The organism is Halobacteriovorax sp. RT-2-4 (assembly GCF_047085445.1).
Classification (GTDB): Bacteria; Bdellovibrionota; Bacteriovoracia; order Bacteriovoracales; family Bacteriovoracaceae; genus Halobacteriovorax_A.
Genome location: NZ_JBKIXY010000001.1, coordinates 51,088 through 66,947, shown reverse-complemented (window position 1 = coordinate 66,947; position 15,860 = coordinate 51,088). Strand labels below are relative to the sequence as shown.

Below are 15,860 nucleotides of genomic sequence, written 5' to 3'. Positions count from 1 at the left end.
TTTTTAATTAATTGTAAACTGAGAATCTTTATAATCAATCTTTAAGTCTTTTTCTTCTAGGTCATGTGCCATTATCTCTTTTGATAAAGGCCTAGTAACGAGTCTGTTAAAGATTGATGCCAGAGGTCTTGCTCCATAGGCTTCGCTATACCCTTGCTCATTAAGTTTCGCACGTACACTTTCAGATAGATCAACTTTAAGTTTACGTCCAAGAAGTCTCGAGTTAAGTAAGCGTACTTGCTTATCAATTAGCGAGTTCATAATTGAGCGATCAAGAGCATTGTATGTCAGAACAGCATCAAGACGTCCCAACACTTCTGGTTTAAATGCCGTTTCTACTTCTTTCGCATTTGTAGTGACAAGAATAATCGTATTTTTAAAATCAATCGTGCGACCTTTGTTATCTGTGAGCCTTCCATCGTCGAGAATCTGTAACAAGATATCGCCAAAATCATGATGGGCCTTTTCAATTTCATCAAATAGGATCACTGAATAAGGGTGACGTCTTACTGCTTCAGTTAGAACACCACCCTCTTCATAACCAATATAACCAGGGGCCGCTCCAATGAGCTTACTCACAGAGTGTTTTTCACTAAACTCTGAGAGGTCAAAGCGAATTAAGTTATCTTGTGTATCAAACAAGAACTCACAAAGGGCCTTTGCTGTTTCCGTCTTTCCCACACCACTAGGACCTTTTAGGAGGAATGAACCTAGTGGTCGAGAAGGGTCAGTAAGACCAGCGTGGGCCGACACAATGGTATCAGCTATTTCAGTCAAGGCTTCCTCTTGTCCGTAAACACGAGACTTTAAGAATCCTTCAAGCTGTAATATTTGCGCTTGTTTAGATTTAAGGATTTTCTCAACAGGAATCCCTTTTTGTCTTGAGATCACAAGTGCAATATCCTTTGTCGCTAGAACCCAATCATGATGGCAAGCTTCTAGTTCTTTTTCAACTTCAGGAAGTTGAGAATATTTAATCATTGATGCCTTTTCATAGTCCTGATTTCTTTCAGCTGCCTCAAGCTCAAAATTTAAGCGATCGCGCTGATTCTTTAACTCGGAGACTCTTTTAAGAGAAAGAACTTCTTCTTCCCATGTACTTTTTTGTGCATTGAAAGTTTTTTCTAACTCTTCGACTTCCTTAGCAAGCTTTTCATTATCCTTATCAATCTGCATATTAACTTTCTTAGAACGAATATCCGCTTCTAATTCAACCAGCTTAGCAGGCATAGCTTCGGCAGAAAGTTTAAGAGCACTTGCTGCTTCATCAACTAAGTCAATTGCCTTATCAGGAAGGTTCTTATCCGTAATATACTGATCAGATAAAATGACAGAGTTATAAATTGCATCATCAGAGATCTTAATTCCATGGTGGATTTCTAGCTTCTCACGGATACCCATTAATATTTCAATTGCATCTTCTTTTGAAGGCTCATTTACAGGTACCGCACGAAAGCGCCTCTCAAGTGCACTATCACCTAGAATATACTTTTGATATTCTTCATCAGTCGTTGCACCAATACAATTTAGCTCACCTCTTGCTAGAGCTGGCTTTAAAAGATTGGCCGCATCCATCGCGCCATCTGTCTTACCAGCACCAACTAATTGGTGTATCTCATCGATAAATAGGATTGAAGTGGCCGCATTTTGCTTAATATACTTTAAAAGCTTTTGTAGACGTTCTTCAAATTCACCACGAAATTTTGTTCCGGCCATCAAGGCCCCCATATCAAGGGCATAGACAGTTTTACCTTCTAGTACATCGGCGACAGTCCCTTTAACAATCATTTCAGCAAGGCCTTCAACGATAGCTGTTTTACCAACACCGGCCGGCCCAACTAAAACAGGGTTATTCTTTCCACGACGTCCTAGGATTTCCATCACGGCACGAATCTCTTTAGAGCGACCGATGACAGGATCAAGCTTGCCTTCTTGGGCCATTTCATTCAGGTTCGTCAGGAAGGCAGGAACCTCTTCTTCGTCTTCATTCATAGCAGAGTTAAAGACATTCGGATCGATATTGAGACTGGAGAGGGTTGTCACAATATGCTTTAGAAGATCAGTTTCTGTTACTTCCTGACGGCCTGATTGAATAGCATTGGAAGATGCCAATGTTAGCCACTTACTTAGGCCAGCAGTTGGTCTAACATTATCAAGTGAAACTTCTTGAGAAGCTTGAGGTAAGCGCTCAACTTCGGCCTTAATATCTTTTAATTTATTCTTTAGTGCTCTTGATGAAAAAGAAGAAGGATTTTTCACCAGCCCGTAAGCAAGGTGCCACTCAGATAGTTGAGTATTCTTCTTTTCCATAAGAAGAGATTGGGCAATATCGAGACTGCCTGCAACGATTGAATCGTACTTATTCATAAAAATTCCTCCACGCAATTTTATGGGTATAAACACCTAAAATTATGAGGTATTTTTCCCCTTCTACTATAAAGATGGGACGTGTTTTATAATTGTCAAGGTAACCAAAATATTTTTTTCGAAATAAATGAGATTATTATGAATAAATTTTTTCTTCAGATTTTTCTAATCCTAGTTTTAATTTTAAAGGCACAGGTATTTGCCCAAAAACTACCACCTCTTGATCTAAGCTCACCACGATCGACGATGAATTATTTTTTAAAGTCAATGAAGGCCTACAAGCTTGGAAATGAAAGAGGACTCGATCAAGCAATACTTGCGCTTGATGGCCGCCATATTCCAGAGACAGTAAAAGATTTTAAGCTTAAAGATTTCTCACGAACTCTAATCACTATTTTTGATCGTATTGAATATATAGATGTAAAGAAGATCCCACGAAAGGTAGATGATGGAGTTTGGTACTACCGTAAAGAAGTCGTCCAAGTAGAAAATAAAGATCACAATGTTGAGATATCAATTCGCCAAGTACAACGTGGCGATAAGATGGTGTGGCTATTTACAAAGGAGACGATGAACTCCCTTCGCTTCTATGACCTCTCTCTTAAAGGTAAAAAAGTTGCTAAGGATGTCGTTTACAGCCAATCCCCTAAGGATCGATTAAAAGAATACCTTCCAGCATGGACATTTCATCAGCGCTTTCTGCTTTTAAATATTCACTGGATTCTGCTTCTTGTAATTACTCTTTTAAGCTTTATCGTTGACCGAATCATTCGCTACTATATTGCAGCAAAAACAATTTCAATTTTAAAGAAAAGAAATATCACTTTTACAGAGAAACAACAAAATAGACTAACCTCTCCTTTTGGTAGTCTTGCTTTTGCCTATGTGTTTCAAACGCTAGCAACATGGATTGATCTCCCTGCAGATGCACTCGTTCTTGTTGTTAAGGCCTGTGATATTGTCATGGCAATCTCTGTGGTATTTATTCTAAATCAACTTCTCACTGTTATTTGTCTCTATCTAGAGGACAAAGCACGTGAAACAGAAAATAAATTTGATGATATTGTCGTTCCACTTATCAGAAAGACTGCCAGATTTTTTATTTACGCAGTTGGAATCATCTTCATTGGAGATGCACTCGAGCTAGATATGAAATCAATTCTTGCTGGTATGGGGATTGGTGGTATCGCCTTCGCTCTTGCTGCCAAGGATACAATCTCTAACCTATTTGGTTCATTTACAGTTCTCTTTGATAACCCATTCACAATTGGAGATTGGGTGAAGATTAATAATGATATCGAAGGTATTGTTGAAGAAGTTGGTATGCGCTCAACTCGTATCAGAACATTTCACAACTCCCTGCTATCAGTTCCAAACGGAAACCTTATCAATGCCAATATCGACAACCTTGGACGCAGAAGATATCGTCGCTTTAATACAACTCTAGGTATCGATTACGCGACTCCTCCAGAAAAGATTGAAAACTTTTGTGAGAGTATCCGTCAGATTATCGTTGCTCATCCAATGACAAGAAAGGATAACTTCCAAGTATATTTTAATTCAATGGGAGCAAGCTCTCTAAATATTCTTGTCTATATGTTTTGGGAAGTTCCAAGTTGGGATGACGAATTAAATGAAAAGCATAAATTCTTATTAGATATTTTAAGAGCGGCCAAGAAGCATGGTATTAACTTTGCCTTCCCGACCCAAACTCTTCACGTTCAACAAGACCCAGGCGTAACTTATACGCCAGAAAATGTGGACTTCAGTCGTTCTCAGCAGGTTGCAAGTGAGCTTGTGAGCGATAGGTGGAATGCACCTAATCGCTCTTCACAATTTAGACTTAAATAAACTTCTATAATGGCCTTAGAGTTAAGACTTTAGGGCCTGATTTCTTCATTAAATCAAAACTAAAGATTTGTGTACGATACTCATCATTCATAAAGCGTTCTCTCTGATTATCATAATAAGGAGAAAGCATATGCCCAGAGTTTCCTAATGGAAGGATCCCGTAAGAAATATCGACATTAGCAAAGTCAATTAGTCGACGAGTACTTGGTCCTGTCACCGGAGTGTGTCCTGCTTCACATGAGACACGACGAATATGGTTGATACTATTGATAGATCCGTTGGCCTCATATGGGCCCTGATTGAATATTTTCGCAAGAAACTCATTTTTTCCAAATGGGTGAGGCATTGTTAGCTGATGAATAAGTCCCCAGCGCCACTTGCTGACATCATCTCCAAGCTCTTGCTTTAGATAGTTCACGGCCTCTTTAAATGCCATTGAAATGACCTGGTCACGATCTTCAATTGGTGCAGTCTTTTCAATATCCCACCAAGAGTTATCTGGCATTTCAAGTAAGCGGTAATAATAAATCCAAGAGTTAATGGCCTTACAATACTTAACGTAGTCCTCACCCATCTCATCCATTAGAAGCTTACGAATACGCATATTTGTTTCATGAAATATTGTCGGTCCAACCTGTTCTTTGCGAGAATGACCTTTCCAATCCATAAAGAATTTTAAGGCCTCTTCTTCAAGAGCAGTCATTGGATATTTCTTTAGCGCATTATTAATAATTTTTTGCATCCTACGATTATTCGTACTGAAGCTTGCAGTTTGAACCATCTTTTGAGAATCCATATCCCAATTATCTCGAAGCTCAAGTGACTTTAAAATAGTATTATAGCGATTATCTGAATGCCAACCACCACGGTGATAGATACCACTTTTCATTGTCTTTGGTGCATCATTAGCGGAAACAACAAAACCATTTTCAGGATTAATCTCATGAGGTTTCTCATCAAATGTATAGACCCCTAGAATCTTGCGATCAGGTGTTTGAACAAGATCTGATTCAAATGGATGTGATCTTTTGTAACTATCCCCCATGATAAGTCTTGCCACATTCCCATCAGCATCCGCATAGACAATATTAAGGCCAGGTGACTTAACGATACTTGTGGCCTTCTTTATCTCTTCAAAGTTTTTTGCACGGCCAAGACCATAAAATCCCTCAATAGGCTTGTTACCTTCTTGAAAGAAACTGAAGTGGGCCGCAATATTCTTTGCGTCTTTGTTTACGGCCTGAACGATCTCATTAACAACAGGACCCTTCTTACTCCACTTGATTTGGAAATCGATTGACTCTTCTCCCTTCACTTTAATCAAAGAGTCTTCAACTCGTACAATTTCAAAATCATCTTCTAACTGATAAAGATCAACATCATCTGTGTAACTAATAGTTAATCCCCAACCAAGTTTTCGATTGTGGCCCATGGCCGGAAATGGAATAAGTGGTAGGAAGTGGCCATACATATGAAAGCCCTCTTCCTTATTCTTAATATTTGCTTCATACCAAATATTAGGTGCAGAAAAATTGATATGCGGATCACTTGCTAGGATTGGTTTTCCAGACTTCGTCTTCTTTCCAGAGATCGCCCAAGCATTTGAGCCAGTAAAAGTACCAATTCCTTTTAATAATGATTCGTAGTCAATAAAGCTTGCATCAACGACACGTCTTACACGCTTAGAGAAATCAACCTCATTATTAGCAAAGAGATACTTAAAATCACGATGCTTAACATTTGCCATAATATTTTGATAAGCAACTTCATTTCTCATAAATGGCGAAAAGCTATAATTTAAGTAAACGAAGACACCATAGATATCTTCGATATCAATTTTCTTAGGCTTTATTCCCAGTAAGAAAAATTCAATCGGCCTAACATTATTTTCAAGATAGTAGTTATAGCCGGCCATAAAAGACTCAAGATCTTTTCTCACAACCGGATCAAGAGAGGCCAAGATGCCATCACGAATATACTTAGAGTTTAAAGTACGAAATAATTTATCAACAGCGACAAGATCTGGCCCAAGAATTTCTGCAAGTCTTCCCTGGCCAGCACGACTAATTAGCTCATATTGAAAGCTTCGATCACCGGCCATTGAAAAGCCTAGAGCATAATTCATATCGTGACGAGAGTCTGCTTCGATATGAACAACTCCTTCATGATCACGGTAGATCTTAGTGAGACCATTTAGGCCATCAACTTTAAGACTACCATGCATTACTGGAAAAGATCCCAATAGCATAAAGTAGACGCTTGCTATGATTAATATAAGAAGGCCTGCAATAATACTTAGAATCTTTTTCATGATGTTCTCTTAATTTTTAAATAAATTATTACTCTTAACTAATTCAACGACTTCTTCTGGAAGCATTTTTTCCCAGCCGCTCTCGCCGCTTGAGATCATCTCAATAACTGTACGAGACCAGATTCCTGATGCTTCATGATCATAACCTTCAAGATCGACAATTAACTTATTTTCACGAAGATACTTAACAAGAAACTCAAGAGACTTGTCATAAGTTACATCAGCAAAGCTTAGGCGATTTTTTGCATCATTATCATCTGCACATGGATAAAGATACAATTTAGTATTAAGGCCAAATAATTCACCTAATCCACCTAGGATCCCAAATGAAGTATCCTCATAATGCTTGATATTTAAAATCTCATTTAAATTATAAGTGTTAGTAATAAATGCAATTTGATTCTTAGCAATTGGCTGTAAGAACTGATTGAGTTCGAAGTAAGAAGCGAAATTTGTAATTAAAACTTTTTGCTTAATTTTTGCAAGTAAATCAACACGAGCTAAAAAATCAGCGTTATCAATTGAAGATGAACGAGAAAGTAATTTTGACATTGAGATCTCAGAAAGAGTCACAACATTCTCACACTTCTCACTTGTGCATAAAAGCTCACGCCCTACTTTAAGCGCATCAACATTTCCCTTTGTTGGCGGCCTAAAAGAGCCTCTTAAAACAACAAGTGGCTTTCGATATAAGTAATCTTTGATTTGAACAACTTTACCATTCTCATCAAACATAACAGCAGAAGTAAACTTTCTCTTAACAAGTTCTAAAGAAAGAATACGAGGATCAACTCCATCAAAGGCCGGACCTTTAACGTCAATCATATCAATCTTAAGACGACTAGCAGATAAGTTATCCATTAGAGATGAAACAAGATGAGATGAATCATTTGAATTATAAAAACAGCTGTGGATCATATTCACACCAAGAAAACCAATGGCCTCTTGTTGCTGAAGATTTTCTTGATCAAGCATATTAACGTGAATGATTAAATCAGAAGGAGCTGCCCCTGCTTGATGTTGGAAACGTACACCAAGCCAACCATGACACTCTCCGCGACCAGAGTAACTTTTTGCTGCAACAGTATCAGCAAAGCAAAAGAATTTTGTTCCCTCTTCTCTTTGATCTTTAAGACGCTTGTACATTTTTGTGAATTCTGTCTCTAACATCGTATGTAGACGTCCTTGAGAAACATAACGTCCAGATGTCTCGACACCGTAAATAGCATCCGAAATTTGCATATCATAAGCAGACATCGTCTTAGCAACAGTCCCCGCTGCACCGCCAGCTCTAAAGAACTCACGAGCAACTTCTTGTCCTGCACCAATTTCTGCGAAACTGCCGTAAATTTTATTATCTAAATTAATTTGTAATGCTTTTTGTTTTGCTGATAGAATTTGGCAAAAATCCATAGTATAAATCCTTAAAATTTTTTAATTATAATAACAGCTTAGGACTCTATATGGCAAAAGAACACGACACGAATCTCTTTAAAAAACACATCTTTATTTGCAAGAGCTGTAAGAAGAATGATTGCCCTATGCTTGATGATGCCATGGCATTAAAGAGCGAGTTAAAGACATATTTCAACGAAAAATATGGAAAAGGTGTCGTTAGAGTTACTTCAAGCGACTGCCTTGGAAAATGCCGTGAAGGTATCCATATTGTCAGTTATCCAGAGGCAAAGTGGTTTAAAGATGGCACTAAAGAGTCGGCCCAGAGCCTAAAAGACTACGTAGATTCAAGCATTTAGAGTAAGTTCACAAAAAATTGACTTAGTTTTATCAAATATTATCCGATAATAATGATATAATTTCCTTAGGAAAGGAACCAAGGAGTGATTATGTGGATTCCTGTTATTATCGTTGGTATTTTAGTTGGAATTGCTTCAGTGAAAGAGAAGCAGGCCCGCGAGAAAAGAGCTAAGGCCTACATCCCTATTAAGGTCAAATAAATTTAGTTTTTGGCAAATTGAACGGCCACTTCTTTAGCGAAATACGTTAAAATCATATCGCATCCAGCGCGCTTAAAGCTCGTAAGCATCTCCATTGCTACGGCATCACCATCAACCCAGCCATTTTGAGCTGCTGCTTTAACCATGGCATATTCACCAGATACATTGTAAGCGGCAACAGGTAGATTAGTGCGCTCTTTCATTTTAGCAATGATATCTAGATAGCTAATACCTGGCTTAACCATTAAGATATCTGCCCCCTCTGCTTCATCAAGCTCAATCTCACGTAGAGCTTCGATAGCATTGGCCGGATCCATCTGATAAGTCTTCTTATCACCTGCTTTAGGAGCACTATCCAGAGCGTCTCTGAAAGGCCCATAGAAGGCTGAAGCATACTTGGCCGTATACGACATAATTTGTGTATTTGAGAAACCTTCACTATCCAAGGCCTCACGGATAACAGCAATTCTTCCATCCATCATATCTGATGGACCAATGATATCACTTCCCGCTTGGGCCTGAGCAAGTGCCATCCCTGCTAGAATATCCAGAGTTTCATCATTTAAGATCTCACCTGTTTTTTCACAAACAAGTCCATCATGACCATCACTTGAGTATGGGTCCATGGCAACGTCAGTCATGATAAGCATATCAGGACATGCGTTTTTAATATCTTTGATTGTTTTTTGTAGAAGCCCATTTGGATTCTTTGATTCTGTTGCAAAACGGTCTTTAATAGAATCATCAAGCGCAGGAAAAAGAGAAACGCATTTAATGCCAAGGTTCCAAAGCTCTTTCACTTCCTTTACAATTAGATCGCGTGAGTAGCGATTAATCCCAGGCATTGAAGTTACAGGAATCGTTTGATTTTCTCCACCTACGATAAAAAGTGGCATAATCAGATCATCTACTGTTAGCGTTGTTTCACGCATTAGAGATCTCATGGCGTGATTCTTTCTATTTCTTCTTGGACGAATATTATTTAAATACATAGATTATAATCCCATTTGAATTTTAGTTTTATAAGCAAGGGCATACATTGAAATTTGCTTGATCATACTTGAAAGTCCATTCGCACGAGACATTGATAAGTGCTGGCGAAGACCAATAGTATCTAAGAAGTCAGGCTTAGTTGCGAGAATTTCATCAGGTGTAGCATCTGAGTAGACACCAACTAGAATTGAAACAATCCCCTTTACGATGGCCGCATCGCTATCGGCACGAAAAAAAACTTTTCCATCTTTAAGCTCTGGAATTAGCCAAACTTGAGACTGGCATCCTTTAACTTTATATTCTTCTTGTTGTAAATCTTCAGGTAGGGACTCCATCTGTTTCCCGCGAGAAATGATGTGCATGTAGCGATCTTCCCAATCACCAAATCCATTAAATTCTGAAATAAGTGCGTCAACTCTTTCTTGTATTTGCAAAATGAACTCCTTAAGTCAATATGAGTCGGAGTCTAGCATTTTTTAGATAATGCGTGAAGCAAACTCCACTACTTTTTCAATTTGAGCGGCAATGTGGTCAATAAAGTTTTGAAGGGCAATGAAAAAGCCGTAATTTCCAACCTGATTTGTTAGCATCGCAATCATTGAGTCCAGAATATCAAGATACGGCTGCAAACCAAATTTCTTGACTAGTAATTCGATATAAGTAGCGACACCTTCCACGTCACGTCCTTCGTTTGTTACAACATATAATGGGTTCTTAATAGTGGCCACGAAAGCTCCTTTTTTGTCTCTTAACTATAGTTATAAAGTCGAATCATTCCACGAATCAATTAAATTTGCGATTTTATTAAATTGTTCATGAAGCGGCTGATATTCCTTAGAATTATAAGCATAAATTGACTTCTTAGCGGCCTGTGATTTCACTATTTGGGCCTTATTAAAGAATGGAGCAATGAAGCGGTCATCTCCAGTTACTTTACGAATCAGTTCCTTAATCTCATCAAGATCACTCTCTTCTTGCTTACGTCTCGTATCCATTAGATTCGGAATATGAGTGATGATCTCTGGAAGCTTCACTATATCCATATCTTCTATGTCTGATAACATCCCATAAAAATGCTCTAGCCCCTTCATTGAAAAATCATCTGGTCTAAATGGAACAATCACTCCATCACTGACGCAAATACTATTAACAACTAAAAGCCCAAGAGTTGGTGGACAATCAATAAGAATATAATCGTAGCGTTTTCTTAATCCCGCTTGTTCTACATATTTTTTTAGAATTGTTTGTCTTGGAGAATTAATGGCAGCGACACATAATTCAAATCCAGATAATTCTTGGGCCGCCGGAAGTAGATCAACACCTAACTCGGACTTGAAAACAACTTTTTCGAAAATCGTTGAAGAATGCAGATGCTTAAGTTCTTTAATTGAATTAAGAAGCAGATTGAAAATACTAATACTCTCTCTACTTTCTTCATGACCAAACAAGTAACTCATATTCGCTTGAGGGTCCATATCAATAACAAGAACTTTGTGACCTTTCTGGGCCAAGGCATGGGCAGTATTAAAACACATTGTTGTTTTACCAACCCCACCCTTTTGATTAAGAAAAGATATTATCTTTCCTTTACCTAAATCTTCTAAAGTATTTGTGCGATTGCGACCAAAGAACATAACCTTCTCCCAAGAATCATTCATTGTCATGATGCTTAAAGATTATATCATAAATTTAGAAGTGGGTACCAATTAGTCATATTGATTTGGATCAAGTTCGATAACACAACGCAGACCAATTCGACTACTTGCCTCAGTATCTGGAAGAAACTCAAATGCGTACACACCAGCACCCGAAAGACTTGAATAATCACCACCACTTGCCATACTTCCGTTAACTCCGCCAGTATTGTCAAAGATTCTAAAGATCTCATCATCGTGAAGTTGTGAGTTAGTGATACCAGCAGTCGATCCGATTCTTAGAGTATAATCATTAATAACACTTCCTGGCATAGCATCTTCAGTAGCTTTTGCTGCATTTGAAATAGGAATACCGAAAACATAGTTAAAATATCTTGCACTATAATCAGAAACATTTTCAAATAAATGACTTTCAAGCTCTAGGTCACAATCATTGTCTCCATCAGAGTCATTACATGGCCCAATGAGTGAATCCATCAGATAATCACCTGTCCCACCATAGATATCAGCTTTAGTTGAAACAATTGAAGCAAAAGAATAAATATTAGCATTGAAGCTATAGGCCGTATTAGAAATCTCAGAAACGTTTCCTACAGCATCTTGAACACCAAAGGCAGATGTACAATCTTGCGTGAATACAGAACCTGTATGCAAAGAGCGAATTCCTGAAGAATTTGTTCCAGGAATTGTATGAATATCTGATGAGCTTAAGTTATCAATATCCATGAACGAAGACTCAAGCCCACTTGCTAATGAAGCATTACACTTACTTGAAGAATTAAGCGCAAGTCCTCTTTCCACAACTTCAACATTAGCATCAGAAGTCGCTCTAACATCCCATGCACTATAAGCAATTTGCTCATCACGAGTTGGCAGCTTATAAGTAGTAGCAGCACCATAACCAACGATCGTTGGAGCGCCAGTTAGTGTTGTACATGCATTAACAGCACTAGAGTTAGTAATATTAGTTAATGGTGGCAAGAACGACTGGAATGCAACAGCAGAGTCTAAAGTCTGAGTTGAAAAGTTTTGCCAAGTTCCGTTTTTAACATAACAAGTACCAGTTGATCTTTCATAGAAGATTGATCCGTCAGGACCATCATAGGCTCCAAGATTTTGGGCCACACACTGTCCATCAGTTGTATCACAGCTTGTTTTTGAATAAGGGCATCCCATTTCAAAACGAGGTACAAGTAAGTCCTTACCAAAGTCATAGACAGAACCAATCGTTCCAAGAGCTGAGGCAGTATCACCAAAGCCTTTATACTCACATACATAGTTACTATCGATAAACGAATCAGAATGCATCATCTCACACGCCTTCTTATTAACCATCCAGCGATGTACAAATGCAAAGTTTTCTTGAGGTGCAACCACAGTTAGTTTTGCAACATTATTATTAGTTGTAATCTCTAGAGATTCATTATCCCCTAGCTGATTAGTGTAGCTAAGAACTGGCCTAACTTCATAAACATAAGTGTGGTTTGGAACAGGAGCTAAACGCGAGTTCTCACCGTTATCAACATATGTATTTGACGAAGTAATAAGTTCTCTATTTAGTGGATTGCTATAATTAAACGTATAAAGAGGGCCGGCCTTCTTACGATATACATTGTAGCCTTGAATTGCTCCAGAAGTACCGACAGTGAAATTCTCCCATTCAAGGTTCACTCTAGAAGTACCATGATAAGGAATCCAATTTGATCCATCTGAATAAAAACAATCCTGACCAGTAGTTGCCTGATAAGCAGTATTAAATAAGAATTTTCCGTTATTATCACTTGCAAGTAATGTCTCAGTTTGAGAATTGAAAACAACACTTACAGAGCTAGCATCACCTGAATCATATGTTACATCACCAATACAACTTGCACTTCCAAGATCATCACAAGTTGTTGTCGTATCTTCTAAAAGTCCATCAGTTGTGTAGTCGCGATTAACCTCTGAGATATTACATGCAACAGACTTATTAATTAGTACCCAATCACTTGAAGTCGTTCCAGTTGAATAATAACAAAGATTTCCTGCCGTACGGTAAATAGCACCAGCAGAATCAGGTTTTACATTTGATGTGTTTGGAGCAACCGTTCCATAACACTCTTTTCCACCGTCACACTTAGTAAGAGAATGTGAACAAGTAAAGTTTGTTTCAACACGAATTCCAAAATGGTTAACCTTTGTACCAAGGGCCTTTACATCTGCCCAACCATGATGAGCAACTGTCTGCGGCTCAACTCTAACTTTGAAAGAAACAGAAGTTCTCGGTGATCCAGTTCCATTATCCACAAGATCAAATGAAATCGTTGTCTCACCAAATTGAGATGCCGTTGGGATCATTTTTATTCTTAGAATTTCATTAATAGAAATTCCATTATCAATTACACCACTTGCCATAGCACCATTTACAGCAGCAAGATCTCCGGCTTCACTATATTCACCATCTAGATCAGTATCTTTTAAAAACTGAATATTCATTGGCTGAATCAGTACATTATTAGTTGAAACAACATTTTCAATCGTTACTGTTTGAGAAGCTTCATTGATACTTCCACCTTCACTAATAATAACATTATCAATAATAATATCTTCTTTTTCACCAACGATAACATCACTCATGTAACTAGCGTTTTGAGTACCGTTATTAGAGGCCACTGACCACTCGTCTGTATCAATTGATTCATAACATAGGCCGTTTGTGCGATCAAAATAAATGACAGGGTCATTACTTACGTGTGACGTAGGATTGAAGCTAGGTGCTCCATTTCCAATACAGTTATTTACACCACACTCGGTACGTCCAGCGCGGCGATTATATACAGAATAATTACAAATAACAGGTGCATCAGATGTTTCAAGAACAACAACATCAAGTGTTTGAACAACAGACTCCGCATTACTTGAATCTCTTACAACAAATTGGAAATCATCAGGTGTACCTAGCGTATTAGCGCTATTACCATTGAGGGTTTCGTATAAACATGTAATTGCACCACCTGAAGAAATTGCACAATCCTTAATTGTCCCCTCTGTTCCTGAGACAGAGCTTTGTCCGGCCATCGTATTAATACGACTTCCGCTACCATCGATAAAATAAACAGTAAGAGTCGATGTTGTATTATCGACATCAGAAACACTACCTAATGAAATCGTTTCACTTACGCTATTCCAATCAGAAGACTCATTCATTGTATGCGTAAATGGCCCACCTGCAACAACTGGCGGATCATTCTTAGCATTGATAACAACATTGATATAACCTGTTGTATGGAAATCTGCCATACTCGTTAAAGGTAATGGTGAGTCAGAAATTTGATATTCTACTGTATAGACACCATTAGCATCTCCATCGAAGTAAAGATTACAATAAGTGGCATCATCAACACTATTAGCATGAAAGTTATCTCCAGGAGCACCTGTACATGAACCTTGGATATCTGAATAATTTGTTAAATTTTTAAATTTATAACGGAGATCTGAACTTGGAAATCCCATATAAGAATCATCTGATGCAGTTGGAAAGTAAAAACCAACGGCAGTTTGGGCACCTGGCGTTCCTGTGCCATCTTCATCCACTGTAACAGTGATAATATTAGCAGCAACAGGCTCATCATCGACTTCAACAATTCTTGCAGAAGCAACACCAGTATTAGAGTACTTTCCATTTGCATAGATTTGATACTCAACCATGGCCTCTGAAGAAGCATTAAAGTAATCAGTATTTGCTCTAAAGGCTAAAGTACACTTACCTAGCGAACAGTTACATGAAATTGATGAGTTTTGGACACTTGCATGAATTGAGTTAGCACTACAGAAAGTTGCAAAGTCTCCATCATAATCAAAATATCCAGAAACTGGAATTTCATTTACTTCACTATCAAAAACAAAAGTAATTAAGTCATCTTCGCTTACTGTCGCAGACCTTGTTGCAGCAACACTTGGTGATTGATCAACATTTGTCACATCAACATATAATCTTGAAACGGCACTATCACCATCATCATCACTGATATAGAAATCAATATATGATGAACCATTAATATGGCGTGATGGTTCAATATCCATTGAACAAGTACCACTAATACATTCACAAGTAGCACCTAACATTTTTATTCCAGGAGTTGGACTCTCTGTTGTGTTAGGCCCAGTAATTGAGGCCACGATAATTGGGTTAATCAATGAACTAGAATTTATAGCATTCGTAATTTGAAGTGAAGTTGAAAATCCAGAATCAATTTGTACTGTGATTGTATTTGTTGCAATTGAAACAAGTTCTGATCCTGCAATAACAGAAGGATTGTCCACAAGTTCAATATATAGATCAGCATAGTTAATTGCATTTTGCCAAGTATTAACTCTTTCAAAAGTCATTGAACCAATTGTAATCGATTGATTAAGGCCTGAAGAGCTATTGACGATCGTACATGAAGTTGGGATTCCCCCATTTTGATCAGTAAAAGAGATTGGAAAACTTGTCTTAAGCGCATCTTCCATCATAGAGACTGAAGTTGTCGTGATAACTGGAGCTTTGGGAGATACATCTAGAACACAACTTCTTGTGATCTCATCGAAATAGTGTCCATCATCACAGCTTGCCTGCTTCAAAGAATTCATCTGCGGTGTACAACCGATGAAAGCACTTAAAAATATTGTAAATAAAAGTAAACGATTCATTATCTTTCCCAAGTATCCCAATAACTTATCGCCAAAATATTTCTTAACTTTAAATAA

The 15,860-nt window shown here is 37.9% G+C and carries 10 protein-coding genes; 2 read left to right on the top strand and 8 right to left on the bottom strand.

Features of this window, described 5'->3' with window-relative positions; genetic code table 11:
• Positions 1–3 precede the first annotated feature (3 nt).
• Positions 4–2,367, bottom strand: a complete 2,364-nt coding sequence (locus ACMAYL_RS00290; protein ID WP_412462513.1) for an ATP-dependent Clp protease ATP-binding subunit — start codon at positions 2,365–2,367, stop codon at positions 4–6.
• A gap of 138 nt (positions 2,368–2,505) precedes the next feature.
• On the opposite strand from ACMAYL_RS00290, the gene ACMAYL_RS00285 reads away from it, so the two are divergent.
• A complete protein-coding gene (locus ACMAYL_RS00285; RefSeq protein ID WP_412462512.1) occupies positions 2,506–4,218 on the top strand; it encodes a mechanosensitive ion channel family protein in 1,713 nt (570 codons plus the stop codon).
• Between the two features lie 4 nt (positions 4,219–4,222).
• Here the strand turns inward: ACMAYL_RS00285 and ACMAYL_RS00280 are convergent, their stop codons facing one another.
• Together ACMAYL_RS00280 and ACMAYL_RS00275 are read right to left on the bottom strand one after the other, a co-directional pair.
• Entirely contained in the window at positions 4,223–6,529 is a 2,307-nt protein-coding gene (locus tag ACMAYL_RS00280) for a penicillin acylase family protein (RefSeq protein ID WP_412469444.1), read from the bottom strand.
• Positions 6,530–6,538: 9 nt separating this feature from the next.
• A complete protein-coding gene (locus ACMAYL_RS00275; protein WP_392992213.1) occupies positions 6,539–7,942 on the bottom strand; it encodes a TonB-dependent receptor in 1,404 nt (467 codons plus the stop codon).
• 50 nt (positions 7,943–7,992) lie between these two features.
• Here ACMAYL_RS00275 and ACMAYL_RS00270 point away from each other — a divergent pair, with 50 nt between their 5' ends.
• Positions 7,993–8,283 (top strand): (2Fe-2S) ferredoxin domain-containing protein, encoded by a 291-nt coding sequence (locus ACMAYL_RS00270; RefSeq protein WP_103217000.1) that lies wholly within the window; start codon positions 7,993–7,995, stop codon positions 8,281–8,283.
• A gap of 203 nt (positions 8,284–8,486) precedes the next feature.
• Here ACMAYL_RS00270 and hemB read toward each other — a convergent pair whose 3' ends face one another.
• From hemB to ACMAYL_RS00245, 5 genes are read right to left on the bottom strand one after another with little or no spacing between them, the layout of a single operon-like run.
• Positions 8,487–9,476, bottom strand: a complete 990-nt coding sequence (gene hemB / locus ACMAYL_RS00265) for a porphobilinogen synthase (RefSeq protein ID WP_412462510.1) — start codon at positions 9,474–9,476, stop codon at positions 8,487–8,489.
• Between the two features lie 3 nt (positions 9,477–9,479).
• Positions 9,480–9,911 (bottom strand): SufE family protein, encoded by a 432-nt coding sequence (locus ACMAYL_RS00260; protein WP_103216998.1) that lies wholly within the window; start codon positions 9,909–9,911, stop codon positions 9,480–9,482.
• Between the two features lie 42 nt (positions 9,912–9,953).
• The gene (locus ACMAYL_RS00255; protein ID WP_103216997.1) at positions 9,954–10,205 is read right to left on the bottom strand and encodes a hypothetical protein; all 252 of its coding nucleotides are present in this window, start codon (positions 10,203–10,205) and stop codon (positions 9,954–9,956) included.
• A gap of 30 nt (positions 10,206–10,235) precedes the next feature.
• A complete protein-coding gene (locus ACMAYL_RS00250; protein ID WP_103216996.1) occupies positions 10,236–11,141 on the bottom strand; it encodes a ParA family protein in 906 nt (301 codons plus the stop codon).
• Positions 11,142–11,183: 42 nt separating this feature from the next.
• On the bottom strand, positions 11,184–15,803 hold the full coding sequence (locus tag ACMAYL_RS00245; RefSeq protein WP_412470558.1) for a hypothetical protein: 4,620 nt from the start codon (positions 15,801–15,803) through the stop codon (positions 11,184–11,186).
• Between the last annotated feature and the right edge of the window lie 57 nt (positions 15,804–15,860).

Coding starts and splice junctions, on each gene's coding strand:
- ACMAYL_RS00290 (WP_412462513.1), bottom strand. CDS start 2,367: ATGAATAAGTACGATTCAATCGTTGCAGGCAGTCTCGATATTGCCCAA.
- ACMAYL_RS00285 (WP_412462512.1), top strand. CDS start 2,506: ATGAATAAATTTTTTCTTCAGATTTTTCTAATCCTAGTTTTAATTTTA.
- ACMAYL_RS00280 (WP_412469444.1), bottom strand. CDS start 6,529: ATGAAAAAGATTCTAAGTATTATTGCAGGCCTTCTTATATTAATCATA.
- ACMAYL_RS00275 (WP_392992213.1), bottom strand. CDS start 7,942: ATGGATTTTTGCCAAATTCTATCAGCAAAACAAAAAGCATTACAAATT.
- ACMAYL_RS00270 (WP_103217000.1), top strand. CDS start 7,993: ATGGCAAAAGAACACGACACGAATCTCTTTAAAAAACACATCTTTATT.
- hemB (WP_412462510.1), bottom strand. CDS start 9,476: ATGTATTTAAATAATATTCGTCCAAGAAGAAATAGAAAGAATCACGCC.
- ACMAYL_RS00250 (WP_103216996.1), bottom strand. CDS start 11,141: ATGACAATGAATGATTCTTGGGAGAAGGTTATGTTCTTTGGTCGCAAT.
- ACMAYL_RS00245 (WP_412470558.1), bottom strand. CDS start 15,803: ATGAATCGTTTACTTTTATTTACAATATTTTTAAGTGCTTTCATCGGT.